This window comes from Chondrinema litorale, from assembly GCF_026250525.1.
Classification (GTDB): Bacteria; Bacteroidota; Bacteroidia; order Cytophagales; family Flammeovirgaceae; genus Chondrinema; species Chondrinema litorale.
On sequence record NZ_CP111044.1, the window covers coordinates 341,287 to 358,893 of the forward strand.

15 protein-coding genes and 1 pseudogene are annotated in these 17,607 nt (G+C 36.4%); 11 read left to right on the forward strand and 5 right to left on the reverse strand.

Going from position 1 to position 17,607, the window contains the following annotated elements:
- Positions 1-362: 362 nt before the first annotated feature.
- Positions 363-1,463, reverse strand: coding sequence for a glycoside hydrolase family 43 protein (locus tag OQ292_RS21650; RefSeq protein WP_284686049.1), 1,101 nt, complete (start codon positions 1,461-1,463; stop codon positions 363-365).
- A gap of 768 nt (positions 1,464-2,231) precedes the next feature.
- On the opposite strand from OQ292_RS21650, the gene OQ292_RS21655 reads away from it, so the two are divergent.
- The 4 genes and pseudogenes from OQ292_RS21655 to OQ292_RS21670 all read left to right on the forward strand — a co-directional run bounded on the left by OQ292_RS21655 (position 2,232) and on the right by OQ292_RS21670 (position 5,300).
- Positions 2,232-2,552 (forward strand): hypothetical protein, encoded by a 321-nt coding sequence (locus OQ292_RS21655; RefSeq protein WP_284686050.1) that lies wholly within the window; start codon positions 2,232-2,234, stop codon positions 2,550-2,552.
- Positions 2,549-3,298 (forward strand): IS4 family transposase, encoded by a 750-nt coding sequence (locus tag OQ292_RS21660; RefSeq protein ID WP_284686510.1) that lies wholly within the window; start codon positions 2,549-2,551, stop codon positions 3,296-3,298. Before OQ292_RS21655 ends, OQ292_RS21660 begins: the two co-directional genes overlap by 4 nt.
- Positions 3,299-3,521: 223 nt before the next feature.
- Positions 3,522-4,310 (forward strand): annotated as a pseudogene (locus tag OQ292_RS21665) (glucuronyl esterase domain-containing protein); the annotation flags it as partial.
- 36 nt (positions 4,311-4,346) lie between these two features.
- Complete coding sequence (locus OQ292_RS21670; protein ID WP_284686051.1) at positions 4,347-5,300, forward strand: sialate O-acetylesterase; 954 nt, start codon at positions 4,347-4,349, stop codon at positions 5,298-5,300.
- Positions 5,301-5,306: 6 nt separating this feature from the next.
- Here the strand turns inward: OQ292_RS21670 and OQ292_RS21675 are convergent, their stop codons facing one another.
- Positions 5,307-6,968: an IS1182 family transposase gene (locus tag OQ292_RS21675; protein WP_431733766.1), complete on the reverse strand. Its 1,662-nt coding sequence runs from the start codon at positions 6,966-6,968 to the stop codon at positions 5,307-5,309.
- Positions 6,969-6,990: 22 nt separating this feature from the next.
- Between OQ292_RS21675 and OQ292_RS21680 the strand changes: the two genes are divergently transcribed.
- Positions 6,991-8,076: a sialate O-acetylesterase gene (locus tag OQ292_RS21680; protein WP_284686052.1), complete on the forward strand. Its 1,086-nt coding sequence runs from the start codon at positions 6,991-6,993 to the stop codon at positions 8,074-8,076.
- A 9-nt stretch (positions 8,077-8,085) separates the two neighbouring features.
- On the opposite strand, the gene OQ292_RS21685 is transcribed toward OQ292_RS21680, so the two are convergent.
- Entirely contained in the window at positions 8,086-9,216 is a 1,131-nt protein-coding gene (locus tag OQ292_RS21685; protein WP_284686053.1) for an endo-1,4-beta-xylanase, read from the reverse strand.
- Positions 9,217-9,407: 191 nt separating this feature from the next.
- Between OQ292_RS21685 and OQ292_RS21690 the strand changes: the two genes are divergently transcribed.
- Positions 9,408-10,454 carry a LacI family DNA-binding transcriptional regulator gene (locus tag OQ292_RS21690; protein ID WP_284686054.1) on the forward strand — a complete coding sequence of 349 codons (1,047 nt, stop codon included), beginning with the start codon at positions 9,408-9,410 and terminating at the stop codon, positions 10,452-10,454.
- Positions 10,455-10,558: 104 nt separating this feature from the next.
- Positions 10,559-11,194: a beta-N-acetylhexosaminidase family protein gene (locus tag OQ292_RS21695; protein ID WP_284686055.1), complete on the forward strand. Its 636-nt coding sequence runs from the start codon at positions 10,559-10,561 to the stop codon at positions 11,192-11,194.
- On the opposite strand, the gene OQ292_RS21700 is transcribed toward OQ292_RS21695, so the two are convergent.
- A complete protein-coding gene (locus OQ292_RS21700; RefSeq protein ID WP_284686056.1) occupies positions 11,186-12,181 on the reverse strand; it encodes an IS701 family transposase in 996 nt (331 codons plus the stop codon). The genes OQ292_RS21695 and OQ292_RS21700 overlap by 9 nt on opposite strands.
- Positions 12,182-12,245: 64 nt before the next feature.
- On the opposite strand from OQ292_RS21700, the gene OQ292_RS21705 reads away from it, so the two are divergent.
- A complete protein-coding gene (locus OQ292_RS21705) occupies positions 12,246-14,477 on the forward strand; it encodes a glycosyl hydrolase 115 family protein (protein WP_284686057.1) in 2,232 nt (743 codons plus the stop codon).
- A gap of 250 nt (positions 14,478-14,727) precedes the next feature.
- Here the strand turns inward: OQ292_RS21705 and OQ292_RS21710 are convergent, their stop codons facing one another.
- The gene (locus OQ292_RS21710; protein ID WP_284686058.1) at positions 14,728-14,856 is read right to left on the reverse strand and encodes a hypothetical protein; all 129 of its coding nucleotides are present in this window, start codon (positions 14,854-14,856) and stop codon (positions 14,728-14,730) included.
- 135 nt (positions 14,857-14,991) lie between these two features.
- Here OQ292_RS21710 and OQ292_RS21715 point away from each other — a divergent pair, with 135 nt between their 5' ends.
- The 3 genes from OQ292_RS21715 to OQ292_RS41125 all read left to right on the forward strand — a co-directional run bounded on the left by OQ292_RS21715 (position 14,992) and on the right by OQ292_RS41125 (position 17,153).
- Entirely contained in the window at positions 14,992-15,429 is a 438-nt protein-coding gene (locus OQ292_RS21715) for a helix-turn-helix domain-containing protein (RefSeq protein ID WP_284686059.1), read from the forward strand.
- A 241-nt stretch (positions 15,430-15,670) separates the two neighbouring features.
- The gene (locus OQ292_RS21720; protein WP_284686060.1) at positions 15,671-16,684 is read left to right on the forward strand and encodes an IS110 family RNA-guided transposase; all 1,014 of its coding nucleotides are present in this window, start codon (positions 15,671-15,673) and stop codon (positions 16,682-16,684) included.
- 286 nt (positions 16,685-16,970) lie between these two features.
- Positions 16,971-17,153 (forward strand): hypothetical protein, encoded by a 183-nt coding sequence (locus tag OQ292_RS41125; RefSeq protein WP_431733774.1) that lies wholly within the window; start codon positions 16,971-16,973, stop codon positions 17,151-17,153.
- The last annotated feature ends 454 nt before the right edge of the window (positions 17,154-17,607 follow it).

The following is a 17,607-nucleotide window of genomic DNA, read 5'->3' on the forward strand; positions in this document are numbered from 1 at the left end:
TGGGCTTTATATTAAAGTAAATTTATTAAATAAAATGAAGATTAAAATCTAAACCAGATTTTTAAGAATAGGATTATTCGTCTAAGTCACATTACAAATAATTTGCTTATTAGACATTAGATTTTCCTTCAGGCATTCTTTCTAATAAATTGTCAAGTATAGTTTCCCTAAAATTACTTTGGATAAATCTAAAAAAAATATTCGTTTAGCTAATCATTCAATACTTTTTTTATCATAATAATAAAGTGTACCACGCAGTAAATTTTTCTAATTCCTGTTTTTTTACATAACTCTTACATTCTTAATAAAAAAATCAAGGTATATCCTCTACCAATATTGAAATAGCAGAGGATATTCATAATTCAATTAACTTGTACCATTGCATCTATGGTTTTAATCTTGCCATCGGAATCATACTCCAAAGGCACAACTTTTACACTTCTTAAATGTGTTTTCCCTCCTGATAATGAGCTATCATGAAAGAATAAATACCATTGTCCCTGATGTTCAACTATAGAGTGGTGATTGGTCCAACCTAGCACAGGTTTTAAAATTACTCCTTGATAAGTAAATGGACCATAAGGGCTATCTCCAGTAGCATAGGCAATGTAGTGGGTATCGCCGGTAGAATAAGAAAAATAATATTTACCATTATAATAGTGTACCCATGCTGCCTCAAAAAATCGACGGTTATTGTCACCTGTTAAAATAGGAGATCCATTTTCATCTATTAGTTGTACATCTTTTGGCTCTTCTGCAAATGAAAGCATATCATCAGAGAGTTTTACGACTTTAGCTGATAAAGCAGGTTGATCATCAGCAGGATAGGTATCTTCTTTTTGATAGGTGCCAGTTTGCCAACGTTGTAGTTGCCCACCCCATATTCCGCCAAAGTACATATAATAGTTTCCATCATTATCTGCAAATACAGCCGGATCGATACTGAAACTTCCCGTAATTGGTGTTGGCTCTGCTTTAAATGGTCCTCCAGGATTTTTTGATGTGGCTACACCTATTTTAAAAATGTCGTTTTCATCTTTTGCAGGGAAATAGAGGTAATAGGTGCCATCTTTTTCTGTGGCATCTGGTGCCCACATTTGTCGTGCTGCCCAAGGAACATCTTCAACTGAAAGCGCAAGACCATGATCGGTAATTTCTCCACCAACTTTATCCATCGAAAAAACATGGTAATCTTTCATATTAAAATGGCTCCCAAGATCATCTTCAGGAATGCCAGATTCATAATCATGTGAGGGATAAAGGTATAACTTTCCATCAAATACATGTGCTGAAGGATCGGCAGTATATATATCGGTAATTATTGGAGATATTGAATCTGTTTGTGTTGTTTTTACTTCTTGAGTATTCTCAGTAATTGCTTCATTTTCTTGTTTTTTTTGAGCACAAGAAACCCAAATAATAAGCATGAGCGGTAGAAGTGAATTTAGTCTTAATTTTCGCATAATCATTGATTTTTTAAGCAATCTATTGTGTAAATTTATTTAGCTAAAAAAGGGGTATAATTCTTAGTATATGATAATTATATACTTGAATATGTGCAAATATTGTCAATTTCAAAAAGAGAAATGAAATTATTTTATGCAATCGATTTCATAAAAATAAATATTTTGTATATTCAAATAAAATTAGCTGACAAAAAATGTAAAATGAAACTTAAAGAGTTACTCTTTATCAAATTTAGTAAGTATGAATATGAATAGAAGTTTACTAATCCTAGTTAGTTGTTGGAAGATGCAAACTACCTTGATTGCATGTATTATAATTGTCTTTATAGTATCAACTCCGACTTTTGCACAAGACGTTAGTGCGCCACGAAGTGGTGCTTTTCCAGTGGGTGAAAATCCCACCAAGGTAATTGACTGTTCACCTTGAAGAAAAACAGACAGTTGTATCCGTGAGGGTAATGCTGAAGCTTTGTTGATTCAAATAATCGAGCTGTAATACGAGAGTGTGAACCCATAGTAGCTTCGAGATGTGTAACCGCAGATTTGGGGAGGTTTTTAACGGTGCTGAACCCATAGCCGTCAGGCTAATAAAAAGATGCTTAAGTTAGTGTCATGAAAGATAGACAAAAGCCCTTTAATATTGATGTTGATCGTCTTTGGACAAGCCTTCAAGCAGCTCTGGGGAATGATTTTGAATCCTTGGCCAGACAAAGTGGTTTTATTACTCGTTCAAGTTCCCGCCTCACTGGAGAAATGATGTGCTATTTGAATACCTGTTTGTTTGAGGATACGCAAGGCAGTAGCCTTAATGATTTATGTGTTGAGCTAGACGATCGATTCGGAATAGAGATGAAGAAGCAAAGCTTGGACGAACGCTTCAATACCCATGCAGTCAGGTTCATGCGGAGTATTTATGAGCATGCCTTTCAAGCCTATGGTACTTCTTTAATAAAGAATAGTGATGGGAATCATGGTTTCAGTCAGGTGAAAGTGCTAGATGCTACCAATCTGACACTACCTGGACACCTGAGTGCCTTTGTGGTGGTAACAGCAGTACATCCTGTGCCAAGATACACTATTGCATAGAGCTTCTACAAGGAAAGGCTGATGCATTCTATCTGACCGATGGGGCAAGTAACGATACAGCCTATTGGGACTCAGGGCAGTTCCAGATAGCCCAAGGTGGGTTGGTTCTGTTTGACCTTGGCTATTGGCGGGGTAGACAACTAGGATATATCGCAGAACAAGGAGCCTACTTTTTGTCGCGATATAGGGCCAACATATCGCTCTACAAGCAAGTGGTACAGCAAGACAAACATGAAAAAATAGATTTGATTCAACTATTGGACCGTGTGTCAGATATTGAAGAACACCAACTGTGGATTGGCCAAGAGAAAATCGGGATTAGACTCATTGTGGAACCAGTTCCCGAACAGGTCAGGAAAGCACGTCATACAAGGCTCAAAAGGGAATCTTGCAAGAAAGGAAGAAAATCGAACACTGATTTGAGGAAAAAAATGTGTGGATACAACCTGTGGGTTACAAATGCTCCTGCAACTATATTGCCCAAAGAGAAAACAAGGGAATATTATAGGCTAAGATGGCAGATAGAACTCATGTTTAAAATATGGAAAAGCTTGCTGAAAATAGATAAGATAGAGCGCATGAACATATTCAGATTTGAATGTTATCTGTATGGCACACTCATAGCAATCATGTTCTCTACGGAGATATTTTCTTTTCTACAAGCATCCCTACTCCATCAAACCGAGAAGTCATTAGAACTTAGTGAGTGGAAAGCTATCAAAATTATTAAAAAAAAATCTTTCTGATATGGAAAGCCATTAAGACAGGAAGCAAAAAGAAATTCAAAAAGGTGATTTTGTGGATTAGCAAAAGATTAATACGGTACGCAAAAAAAGAACGAAAAAAGAAAGGAGATATTTATCAGAAATCCCCTTTCCTAATACTGAATATCTTAACCTGACGGCTATGGGAGTGAGTCCATCTGGTTATTATTTACCAGTATCGGGAGAAACGCCACGTACTCATGAGCTTATACAAGCTGGTTGGGGATATGCCATGATAGATCCTTCATCTATTCAACCAGATAATGGTGAAGGGTTAACTTGTAGTGGTATAATTGGTTTGGTAAATAAAGGAAAACCTCGCAAGCCAGACGATTGGGGTGCTTTGAGAGCTTGGTCATGGGGAGCTGCTCGAGGGTTAGATTACCTACAAACCGACTCAGCAGTTAATGCAAAATATATCGGCATCGAAGGGGTTTCTCGCTATGGTAAAGCCGCTTTGGTTACCATGGCTTTTGAGGAACGATTTGCTTTTGGGCTTATCGGTTCTTCTGGAAAAGGAGGAACCACGCTTCACAGAAGAAATTTTGGAGAAGCAGTAGAGAATTTATCTGGTGAATTTTATTATTGGATGGCGGGAAACTACAATAAATACAGTGCAGAAGAAGGAAAGTTAGGTCATATGGATGCCAGTGATCTCCCAGTGGATTCTCATCAATTAATCGCGTTGTGTGCTCCAAGACCTTTATTTATAAGTTATGGTATTCCAGAAGCTGGTGATGCACACTGGTTAGATCAACAAGGGAGTTATATGGCTGCCATCGCAGCAGGCCCCGCATATAAATTGTTAGGAGCTAAAGACTTAGGAGTTTCAAACAATTATTTAACTGAGAAAATGCCTGTTGTAAAAGAAGGATTATTAGATGGTGAATTGGCATGGAGGCAACACGATGGTGGGCACACAGATGCACCTAACATCAAACATTTTATTGAATGGGCAAATAAACAAATTGAGTCTACTAAGGCGAATCATTAATTTTCGCTTGGCAAATAATACTAACAGCTTTTTAATATGAAGATTAAATTTTTAACCATTACTTTCTTAGTCTTTTTCTTTACCTCTTATAATACATTGCTTGCTCAGGTGAGTCTACCATCGATTGTAAGGGATAGTATGATTATCCAAAGAGATGCAAAATTAAAGATATGGGGTTGGGCAAAACCGGGAGAAAAAGTAAATGTCAAATTCAATCAGAAAAATTATAAAACTCGCACTGGTGAAGATGGAAATTGGCTAGTTTGGATAGAACCGACTAAAGCAGGTGGTCCATTTCAAATGGAAATTAAGGCCAGTAATAATATTATAATCAAAGATATTTTAGTAGGAGATGTGTGGCTTTGCGCAGGTCAATCTAATATGGTTCATTATCTAGACTTACATAAAGAAAGATATGCAGATGAAATTGCAGCAGCGGATTATCCTCAAATAAGGCAATTTTTAATTAGTCCAAAAACTAGTATTACAGGTCCAAGCGAAGATCTGCCTGCCGGAAATTGGAAAGCGGCTAATCCTGAAGATGTGAAAAGGTTTTCGGTAGTTGCCTACTTTTTTGCAAAAAAACTATACGATAAATATCAAATCCCCATCGGTTTAATTAATGCAAGTGTAGGAGGAACATTAATTGAAGCTTGGACCAGTGAAGATGGATTTAAAGAGTTTCCTGAAATAGAGAAAACTATCCAAACAAATAAGGATACAGCCTATGTAAATAGTACAAACAGAGCTGCTACGGCTGTGTTGGAAAGTCGCAAGCAAAAACAGGAAACGGATAAAGGTTTAACTGAAGAAGTTAAATGGTTCGAAACAGACTATTCTCCGAAGAATTGGCGCAATATTAATATTCCGGGTTATTGGGAAGATCAGGGTGTAAGAAATTTAGATGGCGTAGTTTGGTATCGCAAAGAAATTGACATTCCAGCTTCTATGGTTGGTTTACCTGCAAAAGTGATACTGCTGGCGAAATGAAACCTTCTATGCAACGATTCTGTCAGGATATTCCATCAATTTCCTAAAAGCTGAGATTCTGGTCCTCTCTCTTGGTCTTTCTTCCAGCCAATAATAAATTCTTGAAAAATTCATAGCTGTGGCTATAATTACATTTTGTAAGTTTGCCTTACAAAGACCTATATATCTACTTCTCCTCATTCCAAAGGCTCTTACACCCAAAGATATAGTTGCTTCTACTCCTGCTCTCCTATTATATGTTGTAATATAATCACCTCTACTCTGTCCGATCCTAGCTTTTATCATCGCTTGATACTCCTCTTTTGGCAATAAAGTGAGCGTGCGCCGTTGAGCTTTGGTGCAGAACGCTTTACTTTTACATACTTTACAATCTTTCATAGAGAACTTTACTTTTATCATTTCTTTTTTACGTTTATCATAGGCTATTGTCCAACTTTTACTGGTATGACCCTCAGGACAAATGGCTTCCTGTTTGTCCAAATCGACCTTAAAGTTTTTCAATGCAAATCCTTTTCCTGATCTGGCTTGCCATTTTTGATCGGACCGGGTTGGTCCTAAGAGTTCAACGGCATATTGTTTTTTACTGTTTACCAATAAAGCAGAATCAATATACCCTGTATCTACCAAGTGGGTCTTAGGAAGTCTTTTATCTTTTTTTAGATCATCATGGATGCCATCGGTCATATTACTATCGGCAATGGGACTTTTGGTTGTAACCATATGGGTAATCAAATAAGGAAGATCTTCCTGACATGTCTCTGTAATATGTACTTTATAGCCTATCCAGGATGTGGTATACTTCTTGGCATAGCGGGCATCTTTGTCATAAGGTGAGCTGATGAACTGTAAAGCAGGGGGGATGCCCAATTGCTTGTCCCTATAATTTATTTTGTCTTCCTGAAGATAAAATTGTTGTACCCATACATTGCGGAGGAGTTTAACGGCAGGAAGGTTTCTTAACCAGCCCTCATCGTCTTGTTGATATATAATATCCAAAAGGTCATATCCATCTTTTCCTATCTGTATTGCAAACCCTAGTTGTTTTAATTGACTTTGGGGAAGGCGGGTACTACCTATTCGGGAGCTATACCTTTTGGTCCAATCCGGTATGGCATGTTGCCTCATCCAATCAGGAGCAACTGTGGCCAAACTGTTCAGTGCTGCTCTAATTGTTTCACCTATGCAGACCAATCTATTGGTCGCTCTTATAGCACCTAGCATATGGGTAGAATCCGTCCGGATAGTTCCCCTCTTTTTGATCCATTTACGCTCTTCGCATTTTTTTAGTAATCTGTCCAAGAGTAGAGTTACTGGAGCTCCCTTGATCAATCTACTCCTAAATTCGCATAAAACACTATTATCATAACCTGTTGCAGTGAGTTCCAAGCTCAATAAATATTTCCAATCAATCCGGGACGCCATAGCCTCTACAGCTTGTCGGTCAGATAAACCTTCGATAAATTGCATAACAGTAATCATGGCCAATCTCCAAGGATCTGCTGCTGGCTGACCTTTAGCGGGAAATAAATCTGCAAAAAATTCATTTTCATAGATTATCCCTAGTTCATCTTTGAGGGTTATATAAATATTCCCTTTAGGAAAACTGGCATGGGCAACTTGTTTGGTCAGTATGGGAATTTCAGGGATCTTATTTGGCTTTAACATGATCTTGTATTTAAATATTTATTGTATGATTTCCGAATCTAATAAATATTTGAATAGGACTTATAGCATTTCGCCAGCAGTATCAAAAGTGGCTTTGGGTAGAATTGTAGATGCAGATAAACTATACATTAATGGAATAGAGGTTGGGAGTACTACTTATCAATATCCTCAAAGAAGATATAATGTGCCTCAAAATGTATTAAAATCTGGGAACAATCTATTTGTGATTAGGGTGGTAAACAATACTGGGAAAGGAGGTTTTGTACCAGATAAACCTTACTACATTTCAGCCGGAGAGCAAACAGTTGATTTAAAAGGATATTGGCAGTTTAAAGTAGGAGATGTTTTTATAAAGGAAGAAAATTTACCACAAAGTATTGTTATACATAATCAGCCAACTTCTTTGTTTAATGCAATGGTAGCGCCAATTACCGATTATGCTATCAAAGGAATTGTGTGGTACCAAGGTGAAAGTAATTCTGGAAATCCAGAAGCATATAAAAACTTACTACCTGCATTTATAAAAGATTGGCGTAAACAATGGGGGCAACCTGAGCTCCCATTTTTAAATGTACAATTGCCTAACTATATGGATGTAGACTATTTGCCGGTAGAAAGTAATTGGGCTTTAATGCGAGAAGCACAACTTGAAGCAACGAAACTACCAAACACAGGAATGGTTGTGAGCATTGATCTTGGAGAGTGGAATGACATACATCCAGGAAATAAGAAGCCGATTGGTGATCGACTTGCGCTTATTGCACAAAAAATGGTTTATGGTGAAGATGACATTGTTTATTCAGGTCCAATTTATAAATCTGCAAGAGTAGATGGTAATAAGGTTATTCTTACTTTTGACCATGTTGGAAGTGGATTAATTTCTGGAAATGAAGAAGCATTGAACCATTTTGCCATTGCTGGTACAGACAAAAAGTTTAAATGGGGCAAGGCAGTTATTAAAGATAATACAGTAGAAGTATGGCATGAGAACATTAAAGAGCCTATGTACATTCGCTATGCTTGGGCTGATAATCCAGACTTTGCCAATCTGTATAATAAAGAAGGTTTACCTGCTTCTCCATTTAAAACAGGTAAGCTAAACGATAATTAAACTTGTCTTTCAATCAAAATCAACTACTTTCCAATAAGCATCTTTGGGTTTGTTTTCCTGATCGAAAAGTAATGGATAGTCTTTCCTGTTTTTTACAGGAAAATTATCTAGCCAGCTATATTGGTCAGACACATTCCAAAAAGTGACAGAAGACAGTTTATCTCTGTTTTCTCTAAATACTCTAAAAATCATATCGTATTGCTCAATTTGTTTTTGCTTCAAATCTGCTGTAAATGTGTCGTTATCATCTTCATGTTTTTCTCTGGCAGAATGTTCTTTATGATATATTGAGACATCCAATTCAGTAATTTGTACTTGTAAACCGAGCCCTGTAAATTGTTCAATGGTTTCTTTTAATACCTTTTCAGATGGTTCAAAAACAGACCAATGTCCTTGAATACCCACACCATCTATGGGTACTCCATCGGCTTGTAATTTTGTTACCATCTGATAAATCTTTTCTCTTTTTACTGGATTGATTACCTCATAATCATTATAAAAAAGCTGTAAATCTGTGTCTGCTGCACGGGCAAATTCAAATGCTTTGGTTATAAATTCTTCCCCACAGATCTGATACCATTTAGAATTTCTGTAAAATTCATCTGGTTTGTCAGAGATGGCTTCATTTACAACATCCCAAGCATAAATAACATTTTTATAGCGTGTTACTACTTCTGTAATATGCTTTTCTAACCTTTGTAATAAAACTTCTTTCGATACTTCATTTCCTGCATCATCTACAAAAAGCCAATCAGGAGTTTGGTTGTGCCAAAGCAGTGCATGACCTCGTAGTTTCATGTTATTAGCTTTTGCAAAGGCAGCAATTTTATCTGCGGGTTCCCAATTATATGTATCTTCTTTTGGATGTATCGGTCCAGTTTTCAATACATTTTCCGGAGTCATACTCACAAAGTTTTTTCTGATGAGTTCAGCTTGTGTTCCAGCTAGAGCCCTTGGAGAAACTGCTACACCTATTGGGAAATATGCTTTATAATGATGGCTTAACCCCAGATACTCTTTGGCTGTGTTATTTTCGCTTTGTTGTTTAGTGGTATTACAAGCTACCAAATTGAATAGCATACTTAAAAGCAGTATTTGTTTTAGCGTTCTTGCTTTAATGTAATTTAGTTGGTTATTCATAATTTACTGTGCATTGTTATTTAGAAGTTGTATTTCATTGGTAATTTCCTTTATGAATATTAAATATATGTTTTATTCAAATTAAAAAGCAATCGATTGCATTATTTTTAATAAATTTTTATTATTATTGGATGAAATAAATTGTACATCTATCTTTAAAGCTACAATAATCACATGCTAGTTATTTTTGAATGAAAAAAAATAAAGAGACCACAATATATGATATTGCAAGTGAACTCAAAATTTCACCTTCAACTGTTTCTCGAGCATTAAATAAACACAAAAGTATTGGGAAAAAGACAATAAAGAGAGTTCAAGATAAGGCCCTTCAATTAGGTTACCGACCGAATCATGTTGCAGCAAATTTAAGAAATCAAAAAACGCATACAATTGGTGTAATTATTTCGCGAGTAGATCGCCCTTTTATTGCCACACTAATTGGTGGGATAGAGTCTGAAGCAAAAAAGCAAGGTTATAATGTTATTTTTACTCAATCATATGACAAAACCGAATTGGAAATTGAAAATGCCAATGTATTGTTCAATTCGCGTATTGATGGGTTGATAGTCTCTTTAGCAATGGAAACTACTAATTACGATCATTTCAAATTATTTACTGAAAAAGGTATTCCACTTTTATTTGTAGATAGGGTTACAGAATCGCTCAATACAGATTTGGTGGTGATCGATAATACCCATTCAGGTTACATGGCTACCAAACATTTGATTGAACAAGGTTGTAAAAGAATTGCCCACTTTGCAGGAGCTCAGCACAGAGATGTTTACAAAAACAGAAGAAAAGGTTACGAAAATGCCCTGTTAGAACATGGAATTGAAATAGAAGAAGACTTGATTGTTGTATTGGATATTTTAAGTGCTGAAGATGGCTATAAAGCAGCAATGGGTATGTTATCTCAAGAAAATCGACCAGATGGTATATTCACTTCTAACGATACTACTGCGGTAAGCGTAATCCAATGTGCAAAAAAATTGGGAATAAAAGTTCCAGAAGAGTTGGCCGTAATCGGATTTAATAATGATTCTATTTCTACGATTATAGACCCACCTTTGTCGACAATAGATCATCCAGCAGCACAAATGGGAAAAATAGCTGCTAGACAATTACTTAATAAAAAAATTCATCCTGAAATAGATTCATCTAACATAGTGAAGCTCAAGACTAATCTCGTTATGAGAGCGTCTAGCAATAGATTAGGCAAAATACTTTCTGAAGACTAAGCTGTTTAAATAATTTCAATTTGTGATTGAAGTATCAGATAAATACTTTATTTTTAAACAATCGATTGCATAAATCTATTCTTTTATTTAGATAAGATTTAAATATGAAACTGAAAAAACACCATTTAATAGTAATACTTTACTTTTTTGCACTTAATGCTTGTAAGCAAGAAAAACACTTCATAAATGAAAATGATGATTTAGTAAAATTTGAGCAAGTTGAAAATTATTTTCCTGTATTTCTAAATGATCAAATTGCAGATATTTATGTATCCAATGCTCAAGATGAAGGTATATGGATGGCTGCTAAAAATCTTCAAAAAGATTTATACAGCTTAACAGGTCAAATCCCTAAAATTACTCGTAATATTGATAATTTAGGATCAAATCCATATATAATAATTGGTGCTATTCAGACAGAAGATATTGCGAAGTTGTCTTCTGAACTACCAAATAAGTTAAATAATAAGTGGGAAAAGTTTATTATTCAGGGAGTTTCAGATCCTTTTGAATTGAATCAACCTGCATTGTTAATAGCAGGCAGCGATAAAAGAGGCGCGATATTCGGTATTTACGAACTTGTTGCAAAAATGGGCGTTTCTCCTTGGCATTGGTGGGCCGATGTTCCAGTAATTCAACAAGAAATAATTACAGTAAATACAGAGCCTTATACTTTAGAAGAACCAAAAGTAAAATACAGAGGAATATTTATTAATGTAGGACTTACGCATTTAAGTTAAAATGATAATTGGATTAGCAAGAATCTGTTTAAGATAGTTGCTGAACGGAAGTACTTTGATTTGATAGAGTGTTGTTTTCAACTGTTTTGCAAGGAGTTTCAGCCCTATCCAAGCCTGGTAGCAGCAAGCTAGATGGTTCCTCTGGGAGATTGCCTTTCGGCATTGGCACTTCTCAGAGCCTGTAAGCTGTTTGTATTCCCTGTGGAACTGCTCAATCTGCCATCTGATCTGGGATTCGTTTTCGGCCTCAAATACATTCATCCTGTCCGATAGATCATTTGTGATCACCCATTCAATGTCCCCGTTTAGGGAGACTATCTTGAATAATTTGACGGGGTAAGGGTATTTTTTGAGTTTGACCTGTACGCCTTCCAGCAGTTGCCTACCGGAAAGCTCGACTGTGCCCACAGCCTGCATCCCTGTGTCTCTGGATAGGCTGACTTGGCGGTTGCTCTTCAGGGTAGTGAAGAATGTCCAGCCGCTTCTGTGCACAAGCTTAAGGTTGTCCATGGAAGCATACCAGCTGTCAAAAAGTATCTTTTTGGCTTTCAGGTCTTTACGCATGGTCATTCGGGTGAACATCTCCTGGAAATGGTCATTCTTGGTCTTCTTATCCGTTTCTGGGTGGTAGATTCGGTAATCGATAGGATAGTAATCCCCATCAATGCCATTGCTGTGTACCATGTTTACCAGATTGATCCCATTGACTAGGCCATGCTCATTGCCTGAGTACTGCCTTTTGGCCAATTCTATATACCGGGAATACCTCTTTGCCTGAACACTGTCATCGACAAGGATAAATGAGTCTGCGCTATCTTGGAGATGGCCCTTGACAATATCCCACAGGTCGGAAGAGGTAAATTTAGAATGGGCTAGAAAACGTGTGACTTGGTCATGACTGACATCCATAGAATGGGCTGCCATGTGGGTACAGGTATAATTCCCGTGAGTATGGAGAAGATATGATATGTACAGAGATTTATCCATATAAATTAGTATTAAAAAAAACAATCTCTCAAATTTTGAGCATTTTTACTAGAGAAATTTAATATTGCGTAAGTCCTATAATGATGAAGCTCCCGCATTGGCAGGTTGGGCTCACGAAAAATTTGGCGGTTTTAATAGTGAGTTTTATGAGCATGTATTTGAACTCATACTTAGGTTAAAAGGAAATTATTTATGGCCAGTCATGTGGGGACGATCTATCTACGAAGATGATCCCAAAAGTCCAATATTGGCCAATAAAATGGGAGTTGTTTTAGGTACTTCTCATCACGAACCACTCACTCGTGCCCATGTTGATTGGAGCAGGCATGGAGAAGGGCCTTGGAATTATTCCCAGAATAAAGAAAAATTACAAGAGTTTTGGCGAGAAGGTATGGAGCGAATGGGAGAAAACGAAAGTATTGTTACTATAGGAATGCGTGGAGATGGAGATGAACCCATGACCGAAGGCACAGCGATTGAGTTGCTTGAAACTATCGTAAAAGATCAGCGAAATATTATCGAAGAAGTTACTGGCAAACCAAAAGAAAAAACGCCTCAAATGTGGGCATTGTATAAAGAAGTTCAGGAATACTACGATCGGGGAATGCGGGTTGACGATGATATTACTCTGTTACTTTGTGATGATAATTTGGGGAATATCCGCAAACTGCCTGCTTATGGAGACAGCACTCGAAGCGGAGGATATGGCATCTATTATCATTTTGATTATGTCGGTGGCCCAAGAAATTATAAATGGATAAACACCACTCAAATATCACGAGTTTGGGAGCAAATGACTACAGCTTATGATTATGGAGTAGATCAAGTTTGGATTGTGAATGTAGGAGATATTAAGCCCATGGAGTTTCCGATTTCATTCTTCCTCGATTTAGCTTGGAACCCCAAAGCTATAACTGCTAGTGATATTCCTGATTACGGGGAACAATGGGCAGAACAGCAATTTGGAAAAACTTATGCTCAAGAAATCGCGACGCTACTTGAAAAGTATACTTTGTTTAACAGTAGAAAGAAGCCAGAATTACTAGATCAAAATACTTATAGTTTAAATTATTATAGGGAGTTTGAGACAATAGTTACAGACTATAAACAATTGGAAGAAAAAGCATTAGCGATAAAAGAAAAGCTTAATGCTAATTATCACAATGCTTATTTCCAACTAGTTTTGCATCCAATTGCTGCAAGTGCCAATTTACATGAAATGTATTTTGAAGCTGCTAAAAATGAAAAATATACAAAACAACAAAGAGTACTTACTAGCGAAACTGGGCTTAATGTAAAAAAACTATATGAGCGTGACAGCCTGTTAACGATTGATTATCACCAACTTAATGATGGCAAATGGAACCATATGATGTCACAAACTCATATTGGGTATACATATTGGCAACAGCCAGAAAAGCAAACCATGCCCAAAGTTATCCATGAAATAAAGTTGAAAGAAAGTGCAGCTCCAGGTTTAGAAATAGAAAACTCTGAGAAATGGTGGCCAAAAGATCAAGCAGTATTTAAACTTCCAACTTTTGACTCAAGGAATGATCAGTCTTACTATATTGAGTTATTTAACAGTGGCAAGCAAGCTTATAACTATCAAGTACTTACAGGAAATCACCCATTAAATGTCGATAAGCCTAAAGGCGAAATTAAAACGCAAAATAGGATTTATTTGACAGTAGATTGGAATAGCATTAATCAACAAGAGTACACAGATACACTAAAAATTTTACTTGCAAAAGATACGGTGTATTTAAAATACCAAATCATAAAGTTACCAGAAGAAATCGATGGTACTGTTGTTTCTGATAAGATAGCAAGTATACAAGCTACGGAGTTTGATGCAAAAGTAGAAAATGATGAAGTAAGTTGGATAGAAATACCTCAATTAGGCAAGACAGGTTCTTCGGTAATTGCGCAGCCGAGTTATGCTAAAACAGAATCTATCAATCCGAATACGCCTCATCTAATTTATAATGTTTACTTAACGGAGAAGACAGATAGCCTTAAAGTGAAGGTTTATACTTCACCTACATTAAATTATCATAATGATGAGGGTTTAAGTTATGCGGTTTCTTTTGATGATCAAATCCCACAAATAATCCAGATACATTCTGAAAAGCATTATTTAAAATGGGATAAGCAAGTTTCTGATAATGTAGCCTTTACAATTAGTAATCATCAGCTAGATTCAGGAACACACCAACTTAAAATCTGGCACATAGATTCTAAAATTCCTTTTCAAAAGTTTGATTTGATTTTGGGAGACTTTATGGGGTTTTAAAAAGACCATTCCAAACAACTCTTCCATTTTCCTGCCTCCTAGGAGAAAATTGCCCCCTTTTCAACCTCAGTTAACTATAATTTGATATTTTTTTCTTCACTGCCACAATGTTCCTTAAGCGTTCTCGATCATCATTTTCATGCAGCTTAGGATTGAATTTCTCTTTATAAACCAACATTCTGTAAATAATTACAGCTAATTTTCTGGCGGTAGTAGTAATAGCCGCACCTCTGCCTTTTTTGTAAGCAATTCAAGAAAAAAACTTTTTAAGTGGGTGAGTTTTACTACTTTCAGCTTGATTTTCTAGGTTTTCAATCAGCTTAACAAAGCTCAATTGCATTATTGCAGGAAATTCGATTTCTTGTCCGTTGTAAATCATTTCGATTTAATGTTTAGTAATGTACTTAACTAATGGAAAAACCGGAGAAAAGTTTACCATAGTTTCCGGAGAAATATTTACCACCTGTTAAGCCATTAAATAGCCAAGGATAAATAACTTATGTCCAAAAAGGCTATGGCTAATCATAGGACAGATATGGTAACTATAAAACAAATCATACGATTATATAAATCTGGAAAAAGTCAACGGAGTATAGAGCGGCAGCTCCATATATGCCGCTCTACAATAAAAAAATATATCCAAGCTTTTCAGGAAAGTGGTTTCAGTCCAGAAGAGCTGTTGTCTTTGTCAGAAAGTGATCTAGAAGACTTATTTGGTCGTGCCCGAAAGTCTATAACTAGAAAGAGTGTAGCTAATATTTCTGAGTTAGAAAAACTATTTCCTGATATGGAAAAAGAGCTCAGAAAGGTTGGTGTGAGTAAAAAGCTTTTATGGCAAGAATATAAGAATAAGTATCCAGAAGGTTTAGGTTATAGCCAATTCTGCTACCATTTTCAGCAGTGGCAGGAGAGACAGGATGTATCTATGCATATAGATCGGACTGCCCTTTAGGTTTGTAAATATCAAGATTCACTCAAAAGCCCGTAACTTTAAAAATAAAAGTAAATACCTCTGGAACGAGGGGTGAACTATGGACTGCCGTAAACATTAAAGGTTTAAGGCTCGATACAGTCCCTTTGTTTCAGTTAGGTTGAAATAGTACCAATTAGAGTTTTAAGCAATCAGGCTTATTAAAGGGCATAGTAATTTCAACTTAAAGGTATAATGGTTTAACTAAACAGAGAATGAAAATATGAAATACGATTGGTTTATCGGAATAGATATTTCTAAAGCTACTTTCGATGTAGCTTGCTGTAATGAAGTGCATCCTGAAAAGTATATCCATAGAAAGTTTAACAATACCTTATCAGGTTTTGGGAAGATGGAGATATGGCTTAAGCAAAAAGGGGTGAATTTTAGTAGAACTTTTATTGGTATGGAACATACAGGGATATATGTGTTGCATCTATGTACATATCTAGGACAAAAAGGGATTGCTTATTCATTGGAAAATCCATTAGAAATTAAACGTTCTATAGGCATACAACGAGGGAAAAATGATAAAGTGGACTCCTGGAGGATTGTAGATTTTCTATTTAGCCGAAGGCACAAATTAACTTCCAAACCACTTCCCTCCAAAACGATACTAGAGATTAAAAACCTTCTTGCCTACCGTGAAAGGGCGATTAAAACAAAGGTCTCCCTAGAGATTAATATCCAAGATATGAAGGATACTAACGATTTGATAGACAATAGCTTGTTAATATCTATGTCTGAGCAGCAACTGAATATAATAAAGATCCAACTCAAAGAGCTTAACAAAAAACTGCGAGAAATAGTAGCCAGAGATGAAGACATGAAGAAAAACTATAAACTAGTGGTCAGTGTTCCAGGAATAGGATTAATAACTGGGCTGTTCTTTTTGGTTTATACCCAAAACTTCACAGTCTTTACAAATGGGAGAAAGTTTGCATCTTATAGTGGTGTTGCTCCTTTTGAGCACAGCTCAGGTGTTAGCATTAGAGGTAAAACAAGAGTAAGTCCTTTAGCAAATAAAAAGATGAAAGCCTTATTAAGTAACTGTGCTTGTACGGCCATACAACACGATTCTGAAATGAAGCAATATTATCACCGCAAAAAAAAGCAAGGGAAAGAAAGGTGTGTAGCACTTAATGCTGTAAAAGCGAAACTAATCAATAGAGTATTTTCGGTAGTAAAAAGAAAATCAGAGTACTTGCCTTTTAACGAATATAGACATGTAGCTTAAATAGATATTTTTGATTATTTATGGCTAAACTCCCCTCTCAAGTACAACTTGAAGAGGTAGTAAGAATATTTCCGATTTTTGCCATTGCTGACAAGTTGCTCCCCAGTAGAGCTTGTTTTCTCTATTGGATAACTATATAATATATTGGAAAAATGAATTTAAAACATTAAAATATTTGCTTTTACCTTAGAGTTCGACGCAGCATAAGGCTGGGGATAAAGTTTTTATTGATTTTACTGGTAAAAAATTATGTGTAATCGATAAAGCAACTGGAGAAGAAAAGCCTATGGAAGTGTTCGTAGCTATACTTCCTGCAAGTCAACTTACCTATGTAGAAGCTGTTAGAACTCAAAAAAAAGAAGACTTTATAAAAGTAGTTGAAAATGCATTATGGTATTTTGGAGGTGTTCCTTCTGCTATACTAAGTGATAATCGCACGGCGACCGTCTTAAATCCGCTATTAAATTAGCAAGTCATTATGAGCCGGTAGTTAATGCTACTTTTCAAGATTTTGCTTTGCATTACCAAACGACTGTACTTGCCACTAGAGCAGCTAAACCCAAAGATAAAGCCTTAGTAGAAGGAGCTGTCAAATTAGTATACACACGCATTTTTGCACCTCTACGTCAGTGTGCCACGAGGTGGCTTATATCCAGTGGGTGAAAATACCATCAGGGCAATTGACTGTTCACCCTGAAGAAAAGTGGACAGTAGATATCGCGAGGTATCAGCTGAAGCTCCGCTGTTTCAAATAATCTAGCCGTAATGCACGAGCGTGAACCCGAAGTAGCTTCGAGAAGTGTATCAGTAGATTTGGGGAGAGTTTTGACGGTCTCGAACCCTGCTATACTGCAATGATAAACAGTCGTATGAGATGCAGTAAACTACCGGAGTCATAGGGATGGCGAGATTATAGATGGAGA

Coding starts and splice junctions, on each gene's coding strand:
- OQ292_RS21670 (WP_284686051.1), top strand. CDS start 4,347: ATGAAGATTAAATTTTTAACCATTACTTTCTTAGTCTTTTTCTTTACC.
- OQ292_RS21650 (WP_284686049.1), bottom strand. CDS start 1,463: ATGCGAAAATTAAGACTAAATTCACTTCTACCGCTCATGCTTATTATT.
- OQ292_RS21715 (WP_284686059.1), top strand. CDS start 14,992: ATGGCTAATCATAGGACAGATATGGTAACTATAAAACAAATCATACGA.
- OQ292_RS21690 (WP_284686054.1), top strand. CDS start 9,408: ATGAAAAAAAATAAAGAGACCACAATATATGATATTGCAAGTGAACTC.
- OQ292_RS41125 (WP_431733774.1), top strand. CDS start 16,971: ATGGAAGTGTTCGTAGCTATACTTCCTGCAAGTCAACTTACCTATGTA.
- OQ292_RS21695 (WP_284686055.1), top strand. CDS start 10,559: ATGAAACTGAAAAAACACCATTTAATAGTAATACTTTACTTTTTTGCA.
- OQ292_RS21710 (WP_284686058.1), bottom strand. CDS start 14,856: ATGATTTACAACGGACAAGAAATCGAATTTCCTGCAATAATGCAATTG.
- OQ292_RS21720 (WP_284686060.1), top strand. CDS start 15,671: ATGAAATACGATTGGTTTATCGGAATAGATATTTCTAAAGCTACTTTC.
- OQ292_RS21700 (WP_284686056.1), bottom strand. CDS start 12,181: ATGGATAAATCTCTGTACATATCATATCTTCTCCATACTCACGGGAAT.
- OQ292_RS21680 (WP_284686052.1), top strand. CDS start 6,991: ATGATTTCCGAATCTAATAAATATTTGAATAGGACTTATAGCATTTCG.
- OQ292_RS21685 (WP_284686053.1), bottom strand. CDS start 9,216: ATGAATAACCAACTAAATTACATTAAAGCAAGAACGCTAAAACAAATA.